The organism is Chloroflexota bacterium (genome assembly GCA_020850535.1).
In the GTDB taxonomy this organism is placed as follows: Bacteria; Chloroflexota; UBA6077; order UBA6077; family JACCZL01; genus JADZEM01.
The window spans coordinates 1-21,079 of sequence record JADZEM010000193.1 but is presented as its reverse complement, the minus strand read 5'-3'; the positions used below and the strand labels follow the sequence as shown (position 1 = coordinate 21,079).

15 protein-coding genes are annotated in these 21,079 nt (G+C 68.3%); 11 read left to right on the top strand and 4 right to left on the bottom strand.

The features are described from left to right. The first annotated feature begins 89 nt into the window (after positions 1 to 89). The 11 genes from IT306_27850 to IT306_27800 all read left to right on the top strand — a co-directional run bounded on the left by IT306_27850 (position 90) and on the right by IT306_27800 (position 16,184). Positions 90 to 3,641: an Ig-like domain-containing protein gene (locus IT306_27850; protein MCC7372260.1), complete on the top strand. Its 3,552-nt coding sequence runs from the start codon at positions 90 to 92 to the stop codon at positions 3,639 to 3,641. 829 nt (positions 3,642 to 4,470) lie between these two features. After that, positions 4,471 to 5,892 (top strand): sugar ABC transporter substrate-binding protein, encoded by a 1,422-nt coding sequence (locus IT306_27845; GenBank protein ID MCC7372259.1) that lies wholly within the window; start codon positions 4,471 to 4,473, stop codon positions 5,890 to 5,892. Between the two features lie 129 nt (positions 5,893 to 6,021). Continuing rightward, positions 6,022 to 6,978 (top strand): sugar ABC transporter permease, encoded by a 957-nt coding sequence (locus tag IT306_27840; GenBank protein MCC7372258.1) that lies wholly within the window; start codon positions 6,022 to 6,024, stop codon positions 6,976 to 6,978. Then, positions 6,978 to 7,841, top strand: a complete 864-nt coding sequence (locus tag IT306_27835; GenBank protein ID MCC7372257.1) for a carbohydrate ABC transporter permease — start codon at positions 6,978 to 6,980, stop codon at positions 7,839 to 7,841. The genes IT306_27840 and IT306_27835 overlap by 1 nt, the downstream gene beginning before the upstream one ends. Before the next feature lie 198 nt (positions 7,842 to 8,039). Continuing rightward, a complete protein-coding gene (locus tag IT306_27830) occupies positions 8,040 to 8,897 on the top strand; it encodes a sugar phosphate isomerase/epimerase (GenBank protein ID MCC7372256.1) in 858 nt (285 codons plus the stop codon). A gap of 124 nt (positions 8,898 to 9,021) precedes the next feature. Beyond that, the gene (locus IT306_27825) at positions 9,022 to 9,873 is read left to right on the top strand and encodes a universal stress protein (GenBank protein MCC7372255.1); all 852 of its coding nucleotides are present in this window, start codon (positions 9,022 to 9,024) and stop codon (positions 9,871 to 9,873) included. A 479-nt stretch (positions 9,874 to 10,352) separates the two neighbouring features. After that, a complete protein-coding gene (locus IT306_27820; GenBank protein ID MCC7372254.1) occupies positions 10,353 to 11,144 on the top strand; it encodes a hypothetical protein in 792 nt (263 codons plus the stop codon). Between the two features lie 292 nt (positions 11,145 to 11,436). Then, positions 11,437 to 12,783, top strand: coding sequence for a caspase family protein (locus IT306_27815; protein ID MCC7372253.1), 1,347 nt, complete (start codon positions 11,437 to 11,439; stop codon positions 12,781 to 12,783). After that, positions 12,780 to 13,868 carry a hypothetical protein gene (locus IT306_27810; protein ID MCC7372252.1) on the top strand — a complete coding sequence of 363 codons (1,089 nt, stop codon included), beginning with the start codon at positions 12,780 to 12,782 and terminating at the stop codon, positions 13,866 to 13,868. Before IT306_27815 ends, IT306_27810 begins: the two co-directional genes overlap by 4 nt. Positions 13,869 to 14,027: 159 nt before the next feature. After that, positions 14,028 to 15,695, top strand: a complete 1,668-nt coding sequence (locus IT306_27805; protein MCC7372251.1) for an ester cyclase — start codon at positions 14,028 to 14,030, stop codon at positions 15,693 to 15,695. A 159-nt stretch (positions 15,696 to 15,854) separates the two neighbouring features. Continuing rightward, positions 15,855 to 16,184 carry a YbaY family lipoprotein gene (locus tag IT306_27800; GenBank protein MCC7372250.1) on the top strand — a complete coding sequence of 110 codons (330 nt, stop codon included), beginning with the start codon at positions 15,855 to 15,857 and terminating at the stop codon, positions 16,182 to 16,184. On the opposite strand, the gene IT306_27795 is transcribed toward IT306_27800, so the two are convergent. Genes IT306_27795 through IT306_27780 form a run of 4 tightly spaced genes read right to left on the bottom strand, consistent with a single transcriptional unit; the run spans position 16,135 to position 20,626 of the window. After that, positions 16,135 to 17,334, bottom strand: coding sequence for a Gfo/Idh/MocA family oxidoreductase (locus IT306_27795; GenBank protein ID MCC7372249.1), 1,200 nt, complete (start codon positions 17,332 to 17,334; stop codon positions 16,135 to 16,137). The two genes, IT306_27800 and IT306_27795, sit on opposite strands and share 50 nt — an antisense overlap. Beyond that, complete coding sequence (locus IT306_27790) at positions 17,331 to 18,740, bottom strand: sugar ABC transporter substrate-binding protein (GenBank protein ID MCC7372248.1); 1,410 nt, start codon at positions 18,738 to 18,740, stop codon at positions 17,331 to 17,333. Before IT306_27790 ends, IT306_27795 begins: the two co-directional genes overlap by 4 nt. Positions 18,741 to 18,752: 12 nt before the next feature. Beyond that, positions 18,753 to 19,679: a carbohydrate ABC transporter permease gene (locus tag IT306_27785; GenBank protein MCC7372247.1), complete on the bottom strand. Its 927-nt coding sequence runs from the start codon at positions 19,677 to 19,679 to the stop codon at positions 18,753 to 18,755. After that, a complete protein-coding gene (locus tag IT306_27780) occupies positions 19,676 to 20,626 on the bottom strand; it encodes a sugar ABC transporter permease (protein ID MCC7372246.1) in 951 nt (316 codons plus the stop codon). The genes IT306_27785 and IT306_27780 overlap by 4 nt, the downstream gene beginning before the upstream one ends. Between the last annotated feature and the right edge of the window lie 453 nt (positions 20,627 to 21,079).

Below are 21,079 nucleotides of genomic sequence, written 5' to 3'. Positions count from 1 at the left end.
TGCCGCAGCGGCGCGGCCGGCCTGCTCGGGGTGGGCGGCGAGGGCCACAGGCGGTCAAGGTTCCCCGATCTGGCGGGCAGCAGCCACGGGTGCATCGGCCCCTCGGGCTGGTCACGACGATCCTGTTGGCCGTGCTCCTGTTTGGCCTGGGGCAGACGGCTGGCGAGACGGCAGCGTTCATGACGGACACCCAGTCCGTCAATGCGAACACCTTCAGCTCAGCAGCTGTCTTTGCGCCCTCCGGCGTCTCGGCACAGGCGACAGGGTCTGCCATTGCCGTGTCCTGGTCGGCGGTCGGTTTCAGCGTCAGCGGCTACAACGTCTACCGTGCAACGGCGAGCGGCGGTCCGTACACGAAGGTCAACGGGTCTGTTGTGACCGCGACCACCTACAACGACACCGGCCTCAGCAACGGCGCCTACTACTACGTCGTGCGGCTGGTCAACGCGCGGAGCGTCGAGTCTGCGACGAACTCCAGTGAGGTCTCGGCCACCGCCGACGACTCGCTCCCGTCGTCCACCATCTCTGCGCCGGTCAACGGCGGCTACGTCACGACGACGCCATACTCCGTTACCGGGACGGCGAGCGATACCGGCTCGGGCGTCCAGAAGGTCGAAGTCAGCACGGATGGCGGGGCTACCTGGAACAACGCCACCGGCACCACAAGCTGGACCTACTCCTGGGTCTGGGCCGCGAACGGCAGCTACACGGTCCAGTCACGGGCCACCGACAACGCCGGCAACGTGCAGTCGCCAGTGACCAGCGTCACGGTGACGGCGGACGGCGCCGCGCCGCACGTTGTCCCGCCGGCGTACCCGGCCGATGGGACGACTGGCTACGACATCAATCGTAGCGTCTCGGTCTGGTTCAGCGAGCAGATGAACCAGTCCAGCGTGCAGTCGGCATTCTCCCTGAAGCGGTGTACCACGTCTGCCTGCGTCTCATTCAGCTCGACCTGGACCGCGCCCACGAACGGCGCGATCTCCTGGCAGGGCGCTGGCGGCAACATCATGCGCTTTGAATCGAGCGCCAACATGACGGCCAGTGCGTGGTACCAGATCTCGGTGACCACAGCGGCGCAGGACCTGTCCGGGCGGGCGCTGGCCTCGGCGTTCACCTCGACATTCCAGACGAGCGCGACGACCGACTCCTCGGCGTCCTCGCTGACGATCTCGGCCCCGACATCCGCCACCTACACCTCGGCCTCGACCTACACGATTACCGGCACCTCTTCGGCCCTCTGGATGCGGGCGTACCGGGACAACGCTCCGACCGGCAGCTTCGGCGTCGAGGATACGCTGGCAGCATCGGCATACGCCTACAGCGGCGCGTCGAACTTCTCGCTGCCGGTGACGCTGACCAACGGCACCGCCAACCGATTCATCGTGACAGCTACCGACGCCGCCAACAACGTCTCGACGCCGGAGTACCTGCCCATCATCTATCAGGGCGAGACCAGGACGCTGCTGACCGGCGGCGACGTCGTCGAGGGCAACTCGAACATCAATATCTTCCTGCCGTATCTCGGCGACTCGAATGGCAACAACTCAGCCACCGTTCGCTGGCGCACGCCGGCGGTCGGTGGCACCTACGGGGCGGCCGTCCCGGTTGCCCGCTACGCCGACTACTTTGGCCACATGATCACCGGACTCTCGCCCAGCACCAGCTACCGCGTCGAGGTCACTGTGAACGACGCGGACGGCTTCGCGATGGGCACGTCGGTCAACACCTGGGACGTGACGACGTCAGCGGGCTCCACCTCCGGCCTGATCAGCAGCATCAGCTCGGGCAGCATCCGGCTCGCGTCGCGCTCGGGCCAGACCTCTACCTTGAGAGCCGACGTGACCGGTCTGGCGAAGTACGTCCAGTTCACGATCAGCACCGGTACGGCGAAGGTGTCATCCTGCCTGACGCCGAGCGGCGGCATCGCAACGTACGCCTGGGACGGCTCCGATGGCGCGGGGAACCCTGTCGGAGACAGCTCCTACGCCTGGCACGCCACTGCGTATCCCACCAGCGCCACGGGCTGCAGCGGCACGGCTGAGACGATGAACGGCTACATCTACGTCTCCAATCCGGAGAGCATCGCGATGTCGCCGCTGCCGGCCGCCGTGACGTTGGGGGTGGGCGAGAGCGCCTGCGTGACGGCGACAGCGCGGAACCGCCAGGGCTTCCTGGTGGAGGACGGCGCGGCCATCACCTTCAGCCTGAGCAGCAGCCCGGCCGGTGGCTCGTACACGCTGACCCAGCCGGCCACCGGCAAGATCGGCAGTGCGGCGTCTGGCTGCTCGGCTCCGGCTGCCGGCAGCGGACAGGCCGTCGCCAAGGTGACGGTCAACACGGCGGTGCCCAGCAGCATCTACGTCACCGCCACCATGAACACCCAGCTGAGCGGCACGACGCTGACCACGGTCTCTGGCTCGACCTCGCTGAACGATCCGCCGTCCACTCCGGAGGCGCTGGAAGTGGCCCTCGTGCAGCAGGGCGCGGCCGCCGTGCTGACACCCGCGCGAATGGCCGCCTCCCCTCCGGCCGCCGCCGGTCTGGGCGTACGGTTCCAGCCGCCCGCTCGCAAGGGCACGGCCAGCGGCTACCGGCTGCTCATCGGGACGGCGCCCGGCGCGTACACCCGCACCGTTGACCTTGGGCCGAACACGGCCGGCAGCGTGACCGACGGCCTGGTGCCGGGCACACGCTACTACGTCGCCGTGCAGGCGTACAACAAGGTTGGCGTGGCGAGCCGGCCGTCTCCCGAGCGCACTATCCTGCTGCCAGCCGACACGGCGGTCACGACGCTGGAGCTGCAGCCGGCCGCCGGGCGCGGTCCGGTGGCGCTGACCGCCGGCCAGAGCTTCTCGGTCAAGGTGACGGCGAAGAACCGGGCCGGGCAGCCGGTCCCGAACGCGCCCATCGGTATGAGCGGCCCAGCCGGCCTGCGGTTCGATCCCGCGCGCGGCGTCACCGGGCTGGATGGCAGCCTGACGGTTCAGGTCATGGTGGAGGTGACCCAGACGCGCCCGGCGATGCTCCACGTCAGCAATGGGGCACTCGAAGGGACGTTGGAGATCCAGCCGTCCGGCGTGCTGCCCACGACGACCACGACGGTGACGGCCACCACCACGGCCACCACCACGGCCACCGTCACGCCGACCGGCACGCTCCTCCCCACGCAGACGATCTCGCCCACGGCGACGACGACGCAGACCGCGCAGCCAACCCTCACGGTCACGGCTACGGCCACGCTGGCGACCTCGACGCCGACACCCACCCCTCCGCCGACCGTCTCGCCGACAACCACGCCGGTCAGCACGACCTCGCCCACGCCGACCACGGCGCCGACGGTCCCGCCCACGGCGACGGTCCCGCCCACCCAGACCGTGCCGCCGACGCCGACAGCTCAGCCCTCAGCTACCGCGCCCGCCACGGCAACGGCGCAGCCAACCAGTACTGCTCACCCGACGAGCACGCCGGCCGCTACCGCCACCGCGCTGCCGACGCTGACCCGCACCCCAACGCCGGCCCCGACTGCCCTGCCGACGGTGACGGTGGGCGCTGCTGCCACACCCGCGCGGTCGGCTACGCGCGCCCCAGATCCAACGGTGCGGCCCATCCCCAGCGAGCCAGTACGAAACACCCGCTGAGGGCCGCTGTCGGGTGAGGGCCGCTGTCGGGTGCTCAGCGCCGCGGGCGGCGTGAGAACCTACTGGCCTGTCAGTCGCGAACTATTGGGTTGGACCCCTGCCGACGCCTCCCTCGTCATCCCGAGCGATACGAGCCTGCGCGTGAAGTCGAGGGATCTTCCTCGCGTAGCTACAACGGGTAGATCCCTTCACTCCGCTCGTTCCTCGCCGCGGTCGGGATGACGACGGGCACTGATCGACCATGCGATTGACACCTGACAAGACATGACTGCAAGCCGGCCGTGCACCTGCCGGACGTCCTGGTGACCACCGAGAAGGGTGGTCGGTCGGCATGCTGACAGCCCCGCCTGGTGACGTCAGCGGGCGCTGGCGGCTTCGAGGATCGCCACCACCGACGCCTGCCCTTTCCGCCGGGCGGTGAAACCCCCGCCGACAGTCATTCGGTCGCTGCGCGACGGAGGACCGGAACCACCGTCGACCGGTGAGACAGGAGCGTCGTGGGGCGGCAGCATGATGGTAGGCGGGGCCTTCAAGCCCCGACGAAGCGACGAGCCGTGCACCTCATGCAATCGCCCGTCGGCCTGGGCCTCCTGGTACCCGGGCTGGCTGGCCGGGGCGGTCAGACGCGCGGCTCATGACCGCGTTATCCTCTTGATAACGTCCCGCTATTGGACGGTTACCCTGGTCGATGGTACCCTCCCCTGCAACCGCTTGCTTCAGGCGCGGTCCGGGAAACCGTGTCCACATGGTGAGCAGCGGCCGAGCGTCGACGCCAGGGTAGGCGTCGCCCACCCCACACTCCTGTCAATGACGAAGCGGAGGGATGGACATGCGTCCGCGATCTCGGACCATCACGCGCCGGACGATGCTCACGACCGTGCTGATGGGCGCGACCGCTGCCCTGCTCACCGAGGCGACTCGGCCAGCGCTCGCTGCGACCCCTGGGGTTGCCACGCAGCCGTTCGAAGCGCCGAAGCAGAGCACGCCGTATCAGGTCAGCTTCCTGACCACCCAGACGAACCCGGCCGACGTCAAGATCTACGAAGATCTGGCAACGGCGTTCAACGGCACCGTACCGGGCGTCACCGTCAAGATCACAGCCGAGTCCGGCACCAACATCGACCAGAAGCTGCTGACCTACTTGACGGCCGGCACGCTCCCGGACATCGTCCAGACCAACGACAACTTCGCGAAGCCGTACAAGGACAACGGGATCACCCAGAACATGATCCCGTACGCCGAGGCCAGCAGCTTCCCCTGGCGGGACTTCGATCCGACGTTCCTCAACCTCGGCATCGTGGACGGCGAGCTGCACATGCTCCCGAAGCAGGGTGACATCATCCTGCCGTACATCAACCTCCGCATGGCGCAGGAGGCTGGCGTCACCCCGCCCACGAGCTTCAACCCGGCCACCAGCCCTGACGGCTGGACCTGGGACGAGTTCGAGACGATGTACAAGCGGCTCACCGTGGACATCAACGGTCGGCGCGGCGACGAGGCCGGCTTCGACAAGGACAACGTGGCCGTCTACGGCCTCGCGTTCAACGTCGATCAGTGGTACTCCTACGTGCCGATGGTGCTGGCCGAGGGCGGCACCTTCGTCTCGGACGACCTGACCCGCGCCACCATCAACACGCCGGCCGGCATCGCGGCGTTCCGCAAGCTGACCCAGCCGATGGTCGATGGCTACTGGGCGCCGCTGACCCTCATCCAGACCATGAACAGCCAGGCTGGCAACGTCTTCGCCTCCGCGCAGGCGGCCATGACCTGCCATCAGCGGCTCTGGTGCCCCACCTTCCGCTCGAGCCTGCTGCCGCAGGGCGACGAGTTCGACGTCCTCCACTTCCCGAAGGGCACGACGCGCCGCGTGACGGGCATGGGCACCTTCGGCTTCGCGCTGACGGCTTCCTCCAAGAACGCCGAGGCGTCCTGGAAGTTCCTGGAGTTCATGTACGGCGAGCAGGGCACCCAGATCATCACGTCCTCGTACTCGGCCGTGCCGGCCATGCAGCGGTTCTACGCCAGCCCGTTCTGGCGCGATCTGCCGCCCCCGCCCTACAACAACGCCGCCTTCGTGGACTCGTTCGCGTACGGGACGACGCCGCCGCGCATCCCGTTCTACTCGACGGGGCCGTTCCGCCAGGCCGTCACGGACGGCATGGTCGCTGTCGCCCTCGGCAAGTCCACCGTCGAAGAGGTGGTGGTGAGCGTCGAGGCCGAGCTGAACAAGATCCTGGCGGCCCGCCGCTAACATCGTCGCTCAACGCGTCTACCGTTGCTGGGGCCGGGCTTCGTGCCCGGCCGCCTGCGTCTCGTTCACGCTGCGCCGCCCAGCCGCACCGCCCTCGCCGGCCACCCTGCTCCATCCGAAAGGACACCCGTGAGCTCGACGCTCGTCCAGCCGACACGTCAGCCCGCTGCCGCCCCCCGGCCGACTGCCGTCCCCCGCCCCGCTGGCGGACGGCTGGCCCGCCGCGAGTGGCTGTGGGCGCTGCTCTTCCTCGGTCCGAACCTCTTCCTGTTCCTCTCGTTCACGCTCTTCCCGATGATCTTCGGGTTCGGCGTCAGCTTCTTCCGCTGGACGATCATCGAGCCGCCGGTCTTCGTCGGCCTGGACAACTACGCGCAGTTCTTCGTGGGAGACCCGCAGACGCCGCAGATCGTGCGGAACTCACTCTACTACACGCTGGGGGCGCTGCCGGTCTCGGTGCTGCTGCCGCTGGCGCTGGCCGCGCTGCTGAACACTGGCATTCGCGGCACCGGCTTCTTCCGGGGCGTCTACTTCCTGCCGCTGGTGACCTCGGGCGTGGCGGCGGCGATCATCTTCAAGTGGATCTATGCCAAGCAGGCCGGACCGCTCAACCAGCTGGTGGGCCTGTTCGGCGTGGCGCGCCAGGACTGGCTCTTTGACGAGACGCTGGTCATGCCGGCCCTGATCGTCACGGCGATCTGGCACCGCGTCCCGCTCAACATCATCTTCTACCTCGCGGCGCTCCAGGGGGTGGACCGCACCCTCTACGAGGCGGCTCGCATCGACGGCGCGAACCGCTGGCAGCAGTTCCGCTACGTCACCTGGCCGATGGTCACGCCGACGACGTTCTTCGTGCTGATCATCACCACCATCGCCCTGCTGGTCGGCGCGTTCGACATGATCCGCGTGATGACGGACGGCGGCCCGCTCAACGCCTCCAACGTGCTGGTGTTCAACATCTGGCGGACGGCGTTCGTGAACTTCCAGATGGGGTACGCCTCGGCGATGGCCTACATCCTGTTCGCGGTGGTGTTGGCGTTCACGGCCCTCCAGTGGGTCATGCAGAAGCGGTGGGTGCACTACTGATGGCCGCGGCAACCTCCGTCGTGATGCCGCGCCGGCCGGCCCGGCGCATCCCCTGGAACAGTATCCTGATCTACGCCGCCCTGATCTTCGGCGCGTTCTTCATGGTGATGCCGTTCCTGTACATGCTCTCGACCTCCCTCAAGCCGCAGAACCAGGTCTTCATGTACCCGCCGCGCTGGATCCCCAATCCGATTGTCTGGGCCAACTACCCGACGGCGGCCGTCCGCCTGACGCTGATGGCGTTCCTCAACTCCGTGATCTTCACCGGGGCCATTGTCATCGGGCAGGGGCTGATCACCACGATGGGCGGCTTCGCGTTCGCCCGGCTCAAGTTCCCATTCAAGAACGCGATCTTCCTCTGCTACCTCGGCACGATGATGATCCCGTTCGTGGTCACGATGATCCCAACGTTTGTCATCGTGGCGCGCCTCGGCTGGCAGGACACCTACCAGGGGCTGATCGTGCCGATCCTCGCGCACGGCGCGTTCGGCACGTTCCTGTTCCGCCAGTTCTTCATGACGATCCCTGATGAGATCGGGGATGCCGCCACGGTGGACGGCGCGAACCCGTTCGACATCTACTGGCGCATCTACCTGCCGCTCTCCAAGCCCGCCATGACGGCCTACGGCGTGATCACCGCGCTCTCGGCCTGGAACATGTACATCTGGCCGCTGATCGTGGTGCAGACCAAGGAGCTGCGGCCCCTGACGCTGGTCATCGCCCAGTTCGCCAGCCAGATGAACTCGGAGCTGCACATCCTGATGGCCTGCGTCACGCTGAGCCTGCTGCCGATCTTCCTGCTCTACGTCATCGGCCAGCGGTTCTTCGTCGAGGGCGTCACGATGTCTGGCATCAAGGGGTAACCGCCCGTCATCATGGGCTGGTCGCCCCTACTCGATACTCGCAAGTTTGTCATCCTGAGCATAGCGAGCTTGCGAGCGCAGCGAAGGATCTCCCGAATGATCGCGTCAGCGGGTGAGGTCCTTCGCAAGCTCAGGACGACATGAGATCGTGCGGGCCGCGCCCGACGTGTCGCGCCTCGTGCCTGGAGGAACCGACAGATGAGCAAGATGCGGCTCGGGTTCAGTGCCTGGGCGATGCGCGAGCGACCGGTTGACGAGCAGCTAGCGATTATCCGCGATGCCGGCTACGCCAGCACCTGCCTGGTCTCCGGCCCGACGTTCCCGCTGGACGCCGTCACCATCGACGCGGCCGAGAAGAAGCGCATCCGACAATTGCTGACCGCCTCGGAGCTGGAGCTGTCGGCCATCGCCGGGCACGCCACGCAGCTGGAGCCGGACCCGGACAAGCTCCGCGCCAACGCCGACCGCATCAGGGCGACCATCGACCTCGCCGTCGATCTGGCCGGCCCGGAGGGGCCGCCCTGCGTCGTGTCGATGGGGTACGGCACGCCCGAGACCTACGAGCACGACAGGGCGCTGCTGGCCGAGCGCTTCGGGGCGCTGGCCGAGTACGCCGGCACGCGCGGCGTCACGCTGGTGCTGGAGCCGCACGTCGGGCAGGCGATGGACGCGCCGGAGAAGGTCGTCTGGCTGATGCAGGCCGTCAACTCGCCCAGCTTCAAGCTCAACCTCGACAACAGCCACTTCGAGTGCATGGGCCGCGACCTGGACGACTACCTGCCGATCTTGATCCCGTACGCAGTCCACACGGACCTCAAGGATCAGCGCGGCATCTGGCCCAACCATGAGTTCCTGGTGCCCGGCGAAGGCGACTTCGACTACGCTCGCTACCTGACGGCGATGGAGAAGGCCGGCTACGAGGGCTGCGTCACCGTCGAGATCAGCGTGATGGTGCAGCGCCGCCCGGACTACGACCCTGCCGAGGTGGCGCGCCGGTCGTTTGCCGTGCTGCGCGCCGCCGAGGAAGCGTCGGGCGTCTCGTTGATCCACCGCTAGCGCCGCCCCGCCCCCGGATGTTGCGCGTGACCCCCCTGGCGCGGCCGGCCGTCGCATGGGCCGGCCGTCGTTCAGGCAGCCGCCGAGTCGGTATCATCGGTCTGACCTCGTGGAGGGGAGACGGATGGCGCAGACGGTGCTCGTCCCGCTGGACGGTTCGGAGGAGGGCCTGCACGCGCTGCCCTTTGCCAGGGCGGCGGTCCGGATTCTCGGTGGGCGGATCGTGCTGCTGCGCGTGCTGCCGACTGGCGGCGCCACCGGCGACGCCGACACCATGGCGCAGCTTGACGGGCTGGTGCGCCTGCTGGCCAGGGAGAGCATCCAGGCCGAAGCCTTTGTGCGTCGTGGCAGCCCGGAGGACGCGATCCGCTCGATGACGACCGGGGTGGGCGCGAGCCTGATCGTGATGGCCAGCCATCAGCGCCGAGGGCTGGACCGCTGGTTTGGTGGGAGCGTGACCGAGTCGGTGATCCACGGCGCACGGGTGCCGGTGCTGATGGTGCCGCTCGAGGGTTCGCCGGTGCCGGCCGACACATCGCCAGCGCGCGTGATGGTGCCGCTGGACGGCTCGGCCTTTGCGGAGGCTGCCGTTGCCTATGTGCGGGAGCTGGCCTCGCACCGGCCGCTGCAGGTGTTGCTGGCGCGGATCGCCCGGCTGCACGTCGTCTCGGTGGCCGGCATGGTCCTCGAGCCGCCAGACCTGGCCGAGCGCGTCAAAGCCGAGGCCGCCAGGATGGACGATCTCGCGGCCGTACTCCGCGCTGACGGCATCGACGCCATCGTGAAGGTCGTCCAGAGCGTGCACCCGGTGGCGGCTGCGCTGCTGGAGCTGGCGTCGCAGTTCGAGGCCCACGCCATCATGATGGCGACGCACGGCCGGGGTGCGCTGGCGCACCTCGCGCTGGGGAGCGTGTCGACGGCCGTGCTGGAGCAAAGCACGTTGCCGGTGCTGCTGATTCCCGGCCCGCGGTCGTAGCTTGCCGGGGGAGCAACATCGGGGCGGCCGAACGCGCGTGCGCCAGCCAATCGTATCTGTGCAGTCTCTCCGTACCGATCTACGAGAAATCCTCGCTCACACGTGAGAGAATATGCACGAATCTGTTTGAGGGCCGACACTCTCTTGGTACGACCGCCAGTGTCGTAGGTGGTGTGGCGCGGTGTGACCGAGTGCTGTCGCGCCACGGTGCGCGGAGGTGAATGGGTCGTTGGCTGGTCCAGCGTGAACCGCGCGCGGCGGGTGGGGCGCCCTCACTGCGTGCAGGACCATCCACGAATGCTCGCCCTTGTGGCGAAACACGCTCCACCGGTGCGCGGCAGTCGATGAAGGGGTGGTTCGCCGCGCGGGACCGGCATTCAGCCAGCGGACGGCATGCGTGGAGGCAGGCCGCCCACCTGGCGCCGGTCTGACGGGAGGCGGGGCGTGCTGGGGGGGCTATGTCGTCATATGAGCGGCTCGTGCCATCGACGTCGTGGGACTACGGAAGTCACCCACGTATTCTGATCTGCCTGTTGGGCGCGATACGCATACTCAGGGATGAGGAGCCGCTGACCATCCGCCCTGGCGGCAAGACCGAGGCGTTCGTGACGGCCCTGGCGCTCCGTCCCGAGCAGGGCGTGCTGCGCGCTGCGCTGATGGATCGCATCTGGGGCCACGTCGAGCCGACGCTCGCCGCGCAGTCGCTGAACAGCCTGGTGTACAGCCTGCAGCGGCGGCTTGGCGATCTGCCGGGGGGTGAATCGCCCATCGTCTCGGGCGAGGGGCGGTATCTGCTGAACCTCCCGGCCGGCGTGGACGTCGATACGCGCCTGTTCGAGCGGCTGGTGGACGCGGGCAACACTGCCCTGCGACGCGGCAACCGGGATGCTGCTGACGAGGCCCACCGTGCGGCGATGTGCCTGTACCAGGGCGACATCCACTGCGCCATCGACGCGCACGATATTGTCGAGCGCGAGCGCCTGCGCTCGATGCAGCTGGGCGTGCTGGCCCGGCTCTCGGAGAGCGCATTCGAGCGCGGCGAGTACGCCGAGTGCCTCGCCTTCACGATGCGCCTCCTCGCCGCCGATCCGTGCCGCGAGGACGCCCACCGCCTGACCATGCGCTGCTACGTTCGGCGGGGCGAGCGGGCCCAGGCCCTGCGCCAGTATCGCCTCTGCGAGGGGATCCTGCGGGCCGAGTTCGACACCACGCCGGAGGCCGCGACCGAGGCGCTCTTCGACCGGGTGCGGCTGGCCCCGGACACCGTGTAGCGGCCGCCACGGCGGGGCAGCCGCCCCGCCGTGGCGGCCACCGTGAGGGCGTGTCCTCAGCCAAATCTCACGACCATATCGACGGCGTCTCAGGCGGACCGCACGAGAACCTGGGGGACTTCTCAGGAGAACCTCACGAAACCCTCACGGTGATGTGCGAGACTTGGTCAACGGGTTCCCGTGACCGCCGCGTCAGGAGCGTCGAGCCGCACCTGATGGCGCGCGGGAACCCCCAGCGGTTGCCGCGCCCTTCGCACTGAGGCGAGACGGGCGTTGGCGGGGCCGGCGGCGCGTGCCGGCCGACTGGGCCGCGAGTGTGCGGGGGCGTCCCGCTGCTGGCTGCCGGGGGCAGCCCGCTGCCGGACTCTGGGGCGGTCTGCTGCCGGACACCGGCGGCATCGGGCCGGGCCACGTGCGATCCGGCCGCGCGCTGCCGGGCGTCGACGTGGGGCTCACCATCGACGTGCGGGGAGGGGAGACGATGCCGACCAAGAAGGCCCTCATTGTCGCCATCAACGATTACCCGGGCGAACGGAACGATCTGCCGAGCTGTCTCGACGATGCGCGCGCGTTCGGGCAGATCCTGCTCGACCGCTACGGCTTCGATCAGAACGCCATCGAAACGTACTTCGACGGCGCGGCCACGCTGCAGACCGTGCGCGACCGGCTGATGAACTGGCTTCTGAACGGCGCGGCGGCTGACGACCGGCTGGTCTTCTACTACTCGGGGCACGGCTGGCGCACCGAGCGCGACGGCGTCCTGCGCGAGTGCCTCTGTCTCTACGACGACTTCCTGTTTGACGATGAGCTGGTCCGCACGTCTCAGGGCCTGCCGCCGGGCGTCCTGACCGTGGTGCTCGATTCCTGCCATTCTGGCGGGCTGTCCAAGCCGTTCTTCGTGGAGCAGGGCGGCGCCGAGCTGACCGAGAACAAGGTCTGGCGGCCGGACGCGAACCAGCAGGACGCCGTCACCGTGGCCGAGAAGTCGTTCACGCCGATCAAGCCGTTCGGGCGGCCGGCGATGCTGATGAGCGAGCCGCCGCTGACGGCCGCGAAGACGTTTCAGACCGACCGTCTCAGCCGCGACGCCGAGCTGGCGCAGGCGTCCGACCCGGAGCTGTACCCCGTCTCCGATCAGAGCGACGCTGCCGACGCAACGGACCTCGAGCTGAACGGGCTGCTGCTCAGCGCGTGTCAGGCCGATCAGACGGCCGCCGCCAGCACCGCCGCCACGACGACCCAGGAGCCGCCCGCGCGGCTGTCCGCCTTCACCTTTGCGCTAAGGAGGTCGCTTGATGCCCTGGTAGCGTCCGAAGGGAGCGTCGAACAGATTTCGGCTGGCCGATTGCTCGACACAACGGCCCAGGAGCTGAAGCGCCTGGGATTCAGACAAACGCCGCTGCTGCAGGAGACGAGCAAGTCTGTCGGACTCGGCGCGTACGCGTTCATCACCCTGCGGCCCATCGGCGGCGCGCCTGCGCCAACGCCGACCGGCCCGGCCCCGTCCACGGGGACCACGACGACGCCGACCTGGCTGACACCCGACTTCCAGCGGCTGCTTGAGGAGCTTTCGCGGGCCCTCAGGCCGGCCGACAGCACGCCGACCGAGCGACAGCATGCATATGCGGGGAGGACATGATGGCGACGATGTACGGCACGAGCACGCCGACTGGCTACGGTGCGTACGGGTGGGGCATGGCTTCGGGCAGCCAGGACGCCAGCCAGGACGCCAGCCAGGAGAAGTTCTGGGGGACGATCACCCGGTGCATCCCGATTGCCGTGCAGCTGGGCCGGACGCTGCTCGCGCAGCAGAAGGGCGCTGGCGGCGGGGCCGTCTCGGTTGACGATCTGGCGCAGGACAAGAACTTCCTGCGGATTCTGCAGTCGCTCCTGCCGATTGCCGCGCAGGTCGTGCAGAGCCTGGACGCGCCGAGCGGGATGTCGTCGGACACCGCGCCGACGCCAGGGCCGGACCAGGAGAAGTTCTGGGGGACCATCGCGCGGCTCGTGCCGATTGCGCTCCAGGTCGGATCGCGGCTGCTGTCCCAGCAGAAGGGCGCCTTCGCCGGCCCGGCCACTCTCGACGAGGTGATGCAGGACAAGGGGTTCCTGGACATCCTGCGGACCATTCTGCCGATTGCGAGTCAGGTCGTCAACGCCCTGGACGAGCCCGGCGGGATGGCCTCCGACACCGCGACCCCGGCGGCGACCACCGGCGCCGAGCAGGAGAAGTTCTGGGGTATTCTCGCGGCCGTCATTCCGGCGGCGGTGAACCTCGTCACCTCGCTGGTGGGCGGGCGCAAGGCCGTCGTCTCGGCCGACGACATCGCCCAGGACAAGGGCTTCTTCGACATTCTGCGGGCGGTCCTGCCGATCGCGGCGCGAGTCGTGCAGAACCTGGATGCCCCGGCTGGCATGGCCTCGGATGCGCCAGCCTCGCCCGAGCAGGAGAAGTTCTGGGGGGCCATCGCGCGGCTCGTGCCCGTGGCGATCCAGATCGGATCGCGGCTGCTGGCGCAGCAGAAGGGTGCGTTCGGCGGGCCGGTGCAGGTCGAAGAGGTCGTGCAGAACAAGGGCTTCCTCGACGTGCTGCGGGCGTTGCTGCCCATCGCGACCCAGGTCGTCGGCAGCCTCGACCAGCCGGGCGGCATGTCCGGCGACATGGGCAGCGGCTCGGCCGGCCAGGCCGGGATACCGTCGGCGTTCGCGTCGGCGTTCCGCTGATCGTCCTACCGGTTCCGAGGCGGCCCATCAGGCGGGCCGCCTCACCTTCGCACCGCCCCTCCCAGATGCCGATCCGGGCCGGGGGCGGCGAGGGAGCCCGTGTCAGACTGCCAGAGGCTCGACGCCGCCAGCCGATTCGATCGATCACGGGGGGAGAAGATGTCCGCCGCAGACACCAACGAGCGCATCGTCCGTCGATTTCTTGACCGCGTGGTAGCTGCCCTGTCGCCGGAGATCGCCGCCGAGCTGGTCTCCGCCGACGCGGTCGTGCACGACCGGCTGCCCGGCCAGCCGCCCGGCCGCGAGGGCATCGTGTGGCTCTCGGAGCTGGTCAGCCGCGCTTTCGGGTATCTCGACGTCGAGGTGCAGGATCTGGTCGTGGCCGGAGACCGGGTCGTTGCGCGCTGGACGGCGAAGCCGGGCCAGAAGCGTGGCCGTGGCTCGCGCGATCTGACGATCACCGGCATCGACATGTTCCGCCTCGTCGATGGCGCGATCGTCGAGTACGGGAGCCAGTCGAACCTCGGCGCCGTGCTGGAGCAGCGCGAACCGCGTCGTGACGCCGCGCCGCTGGATGTCGGATCTACGGTGGCCGCGGAAATACCCGCTGACGAGGCGGTGGCTGCCGACGATGGGCAGACCGCTGAGCTGTACGCGGCCCTCTCCACTCCGGCCGCCCCAGCCGACGCAGCGCCTGCACCGCGCAACACGCTCCGGCGCGGCAAGGCTCGGTACGATGCGCCCGCCGCCGACGCCGACGCTTCGCCTGATGCGAGCCTCAGCCCGATTGACCAGGACCGGAAGGCGTTCCGAGACAACCCGGATCTGGCGAAGGGCCTCACCCTCAACCAGGAGTACCGGTACTGCTTCATCAAGAGCCTGGTCGATCCGAACCTCGTCCGACCGGTCATCTACACGCCACGCAACGCGGTGGAGGACGACCGCGTCTTCGCCATGGCCGAGGCCGACATCATCCTGGGCGAGGTCCAGGAGATGACGGCGATCACCGACGCGCTGCAGAACTCCGATCCCTCTCGCGGCGCGGGGTTGATGGCGGCTGGCGTGGCGATCACCGGCGACCGGTATCGCTGGCCGAACGGCCGGGTGCCGTACGCCATCGATCCGGCCCTGCCCAGCCCGACGCGGGTCGCCAACGCGATCAACCACTGGCAGCAGCGGACCGGCGGGCTGATCCAGTTCGTCCAGCGGACCAACGAGACGGACTATGTGACGTTCCGGCGCGGCGGCGGCTGCGCCTCGTCGGTCGGGCGGATGGGCGGACAGCAGTTCGTCGAGCTGGCCCTGACCTGCACCACGGGCAACGTCATCCACGAGATCGGCCACACGCTCGGCCTGTGGCACGAGCAGAGCCGGGAGGACCGGGACCGGTTCGTCAAGATCATGTGGGCGAACATCCAGCCCGACATGATGCACAACTTCTTCCAGCACATCACCGATGGCGACGATATCGGGCCGTACGACTACGCCTCGATCATGCACTACAATGCGACGGCGTTCAGCAGCAACGGCGCGGCGACCATCGTGACGCCCCACGGGGAGTCCATCGGCCAGCGGATCGGCCTGAGCGACGGCGACGTGGCGGCGGTGCGCGCCCTCTACGCTGGCCGGGCCGCCAGCCCGGCCAGCAGCGGCAGCAGCTGGTGGGAGTCGCTCGACCGGGCGCTGCCGCAACTGGTGGAGGCGTTGCGCGGCGTCATGGACGAGTCCGAGGTTCGGGCTGCCGTGACTGGGGGGCTGACCGCTGGGACGCCTGCCGGGACGCCGGCCCGTGCGTCGTCAAAGGTGGTCGAAGCGGCTGTGCGCTGACGTGCCGATCCGGGAGCGGCCCTCACTCCCCTGACAAGTGAGGGCCTTCCTGGCCCGAGGCGCGTCGGCGCCGCCAGATGCTGAGAACGAGAGCCAGATGAGAGCGGGATCATGGGAAGCGGATCAGCGGCACCAACCCCTGTGCTCGTGAGCGGCGCTGTGCGCTTCGACAGCAGCGCGCCGCCATTCGATGGGGCAACCCTCCGCATCAAGCTGCGCGACGTGACGATGGCTGGCGCCGCGGCTCAGACCGTGGCCGAGCAGGTCATCAGCGGTGTATCGGTCCATCAACCCGGCGCAGGCGTCCCGTACGAGCTACGCAGTGCGTCCAGGCTGGAGCCGGGGCGCGCCTATCTCGTGGAGGTGCACGTAGACCTGAACAGCACCGGCCAGATCAAACAGGGCGACTTCATCACGATGGCCAGTCATCCTGTTCCGATCACCCCGACGCCGGCCCGGGTTGATGTCCAGGTCCATCAGATCGGGTAGGGATGGTCGTCCAGCCGCCGCCAGCACGGATCGTGTCGAATGCCTCCTGGAAGCGCCAGCCGTCTCGGAAGGTCAGGTAGCGATCCCGCGGCTGGCCGACGATGTCCCCGACGAAGTCTCGCGCCAGCGCCGTCCACTTCCGCTGGAACTCGTCGCCCACCCGCGGGTGCGCGTCCAGGATGCGTTGAGGCACGGGCAACTCCTCCCATTGGTCGGCCGGATCACCCGCGCGGTGCAGGCGCACCGAGTATGAGAAGTGCCCATCCGCCAGGAGGGTGCCGCCGGTCCCGTGGAAGCGCCAGCCGTGCGGCGGCCAGGCGGCCGGGTGACCCGTCGCCGAGATCGAGACCTGGGCCGAGGCCGCCGGATCCCGCGTGCCGATCCGTAACAGCGCCGTGAACCCGCTGTCCGAGTCGCAGTCCCGCCACTCCAGACGTTCGGCCTCCTCGGGCGTGGGACGCATCGCGCCGCGCAGGCGGAAATCGTGGATGTCGGGGACAAACGGTGCGCGCTCGCGGACCCGCCGCGTCTCGCCCACCGCCGCCTGCAGCTCCCCACCCAGGACGCGCTGCAAGATGCCCAGCCAGTGCGGCAGGGCGTTGTGGAGCAGGCCGCCGCCAAGCTCCACCGAGTCGTACCAGGACCACGGCGTCAGGGGGTGGATGTGACGCCGGAACGTCCCTTCGACCTCGCCCACCCGCCCGATGACCCCGTCTCGTACCAGCTCCGCCAGCCACTCGACGCTCGGATCGTAGCGGTGGGTGGCCGCATAGGCGTGCTTGACTCCCGCCGCTGCCGCGCGCTCGTACAGCCGGCGGGCAATGGGGGCGTACGGCGCCAGCGGCTTGTCCGAGTAGACGTGGCAGCCGGCGTCCAGCGCCGCGTCGATGACCTCGGCGTGCGCGCCGGCCGGCGTCGCGACGGCGACGATCTCCGGCTTGATCTCGGCCAGCGTCTCCCGCCAGTTGGTCGAGGCGCGCGGCACCCCCAGCTTGTCGGCCATCGCCTGCACCGCCGAGGGCGTCCGCGCGCAGATCGCCTCAATGGCGACGCCGTTCTCACGCAGCGCGATGGTGTGGCCCTCGCCGGCGAAGCCCGCCCCCACCACCACCGCGCGCAATCCTGAGCCGTCTACGTTTCCGCTGGTCATGGTCGTGGCTTGTCCAGCACCTTTTGCGCCTCCTGGTGGACCTTCTTCATGCCGTCGGCCGGTGTGACCTTGTTGAGCCAGATCGGGTCCGAGTTCTGGCCGAAGGCATCGTTCAACTCCTGCGTGCGGACGTTCCACGGCTTCGGCTCCAGGAACGGCTTGCGCTTCTCCGAGAGCGCCGTCTGGAACTCTTTCAGGCCGATCATCTTCTCTTGCAGGCCCGGATCGCTCTGGACGTCCGGGCGCGCGCCCGGCCCGCCGGCGTTCAGCGCGACCTTCTCAATGCCGATGTCCTTCGCCGTCATGAATCTTGCGATCTGCCAGGCCACGTCCGGGTTTTTGGAGTTCGCCGTCACGCCCACGAGGTCGCTCTGGGAGTGGTTGCCCATGATGCCCGTCGGCCCCTTCGGCAGGAGCGCTGCGCCATACTTGAACTTGCCGGCCACCAGCGGGATCAGGAACGTGCCCGTCCAGAGGGTCTGCTGGAGCATTGCCAGCTTGCCGCCCGCGAACATGTTGGTGTCGCTGCCGTTGGCGATCTGGTCCGGGGCCGGGTGGGCCTTGTGCTTGTAGATCAAGTCCTGGATCCACTCCACGGCCTTGATCGCTTCGGGCTCGGCCAGCCGTGACTTCTTGCGCTCCTCGTCCAGCACATCGCCGCCGAACGAGCGGATGATGATGTGGTGGGCGCCACTGGCTCCACCGTACCCGAAGATGCCGTCGGCCGGTTTGGTCAGCTTCGTCGCCTTCTCGACGATCTCGTCAAAGGTCGCGTTGGTGGCGTCCGGGTACTTGACGCCCGCCGCGTCGAACAGGTCCTTGTTGTAGTAGATCAAGACGGCCTGGAACTGGTACGTCTCCGGCAGGGCGTACAGCTTGCCGTCGAAGCGGCCATTCTCGACGGCCGCCGGGTAGTACTGGCCGAGATCGAACTTCTCGCCGTCCACGAACGGCTGGATCTCGCGGTACAGCCCCTTGTTCGCCATCTCCGGGAAGAAGCGGCTGATATCGACCACGTTGTCGCCGATGGTCTTCGAGGCGTGCAGCGCCGCCAGCTTGACCCAGTACTCGTTCGTGGCGACCATCGTCTCCATCTTGATGGGGGTGGTCGGGTTCTTCTGGCTCCACTTCTCGGCGTAGGCAGTGAAGTGGTTGGCGAGGTCACCCTGGCGGCAGTGGAAGACCAGCTCCTTCGCGCCAGCCGCGACCGGGGCAGCCGGCTTCGCGGCCTCAGCCGGCTTGGCTGCGTCGGCCGGCTTCGCGGCCGGGGCCGCTGGCGCAGCGCCAGTCTTCGCGGCGGCGGTCGCCTCGCTTTGCGCGGGCGGCGGGGCGCAGGCCCCCAGGAACGAGCTTGCCGCCGCTCCCATGCCGATCCCCAGCAGCGTACGACGGGACAGGGTTCGCATCGTCGTCCTCCCTCAGCCCTTGATGCCGGACATCACCGCGCCACGCACGAAGTAGCGCTGGCACACGAAGAACAGCCCGATCACGGGCAGCGTCATCAGCGTGGCGGCGGCCATCAGCAGGTGATCGCGACGGAGGCCCCCTACCACTGCGCCGCCCGTCGCCGAGCCGACCGACTGGAACTCGCGGATCCCGACCGCGAGTACCAGGTTGTCCTTCGAGTTCAGGAAGATGAACGGGCCCAGGAACGCGTCCCAGTTCGCGATGGCCGTGATGATGGCCGCCGTCGCCAGGGCCGGAATGCAGAGCGGCAGCAGGACGTACCAGAGCGTCTGCAGGTAGCTCGCGCCGTCGACCAGCGCCGCCTCGTCCAGGTCACGCGGGAGCGACATGATGAACTGGCGGATCAGGAAGATGTTGAACGCCCCGCCGCCCAGCCATTGCGGCACGATCAGCGGCAGCAGCGTGTCGATCCACCCGATGTTGAAGAAGAGCAGGTACTGGGGAATGATGGTGACCTCGACGGGCAACATGATCGTGGCCAGGGTGATCAGGAAGAAGACGTCTCGCCCCGGGTAGCGGAAACGGGCGAACGAGTACGCCACCAGCGTCGCCGACGCAACCGCCCCGATGGTCCCCACGATGGTGAAGATCAGCGAGTTGAGCAGCCAGGTGCCGAACGGCACCACCCGCCACAGCTCCAGGTAGTTGCCCCACTGCGGCGTGTACGGGAGCAGCGGCGGCGGGAAGAGCACCAGTTCGGCGGGCGTCTTGAGCGAGCTGGCGAGCGTCCAGATGAACGGAAACATCGCGAGGAGCGCCAGCGTGATGGTGACGGCGTGCAGGATCACCCGCCGACGCAGGCTGTGCTGCCGCCCGACGTGCTCGCTGCCGGCAACTGGCGTGCGCTCATCGGCCAGCTCGACCATCAACGCGCTCACCTGGAATCCTCCCCCTCGTAGTAGACCCAGTGCCGCGACAGCCGGAACTGCGCCACGGTGAGCAGCAGCAGGATCAGCGTGAAGATCCACGCCAGCGCCGAGGCGTACCCCATCTCCAGATACTTGAAGGCCTGCGACCAGATGTGCAGGGCGATGAACCACGTCGAGAAGGCTGGCCCGCCCTGCGTCGCGATGAACGCGACGGTGAACACCTTGAGCGCTGCGATGATCCCGAGCACGAGGTTGAAGAACATCGTGGGGGAGATCATCGGCAGGGTGATGTGGCGGAACTTCTGGACCGCGCCCGCGCCGTCGATGTCCGCCGCGTCGTACAGCTCCTGCGGGACGCCCTGGAGTCCGGCGAGGAAGATCATCATGCGGTTGCCGCCGATGCCGGTCCACAACGCGATGACGATCAGCGAGGGCATCGCCCACTCCGTCGAGCCGAGCCACTTCGGCCCGGTGATCCCAACGAGGCTGAGCAGGTAGTTCACCAGCCCCACATCTGGCTGGAGCAGCCACGTCCAGAGGATCGCCACGGCCACGGCCGGGGTGAGGCTCGGCAGGAAGAAGAAGGTCCGGTACAGCGAGGTGCCGCGCAGCCGCTGGTTGAGCAGCAACGCCAACAACAACGACCCGAACAACGCCAGCGGCACCGAGACGACGGCGTAGACAAAGGTGAGCTGGAGCGAGCTGAGAAAACGGTCATCACTGGTGAACGCGTTGACGTAGTTCTCCAGGCCAACGAAGCGCGGCGGCCGGGCCACGTCGAACGCCGTGAACGACAGCGCGGCCGACGCCACCAGCGGCCCTGCCACGAACAGCAGGAAGCCGATGGCCCACGGCAACAGCAACAGGTACCCGGCAAGCGCCTCACGACGACGTGCGCGCGACATCCGCGCACCAGCGCGCGACGGGCTGACTTCCAGCGCCACGGGAGTTGCCATACTCACCTCACCGTCAACGTTGACGTGGTGCGCTGGTGAATATAGTTTCCTCTCAGGACCGATGCAAGAGACTCATCTTAGAATCCAGGGCGATTGCATGTTGATGTCGTCGTGCCGCCGCGTCGGGGCTTGAAAGCCCCGCCTACCATCCTGCAGTCGCTTCGCGACGCCCCGGTCTCACCAGACGACGCCGTTTCCGGTGTCCGTCGCGCAGCGACTGCATGCGTGTAGGCGGGGACTTCAGTCCCCGACCGCCCGTGCCATGATGCCTCGGGAACACCAATGAACATGCCATCGCCCTGAGTCACGAACCGGGGCAATCGCATGTTGATGTCGTCGTGCCGCCGCGTCGGGGCTTGAAAGCCCCGCCTACCATCCTGCAGTCGCTGCGCGACGCCCCGGTCTCACCAGACGACGCCGTTTCCGGTGTCCGTCGCGCAGCGACGGCGTGAC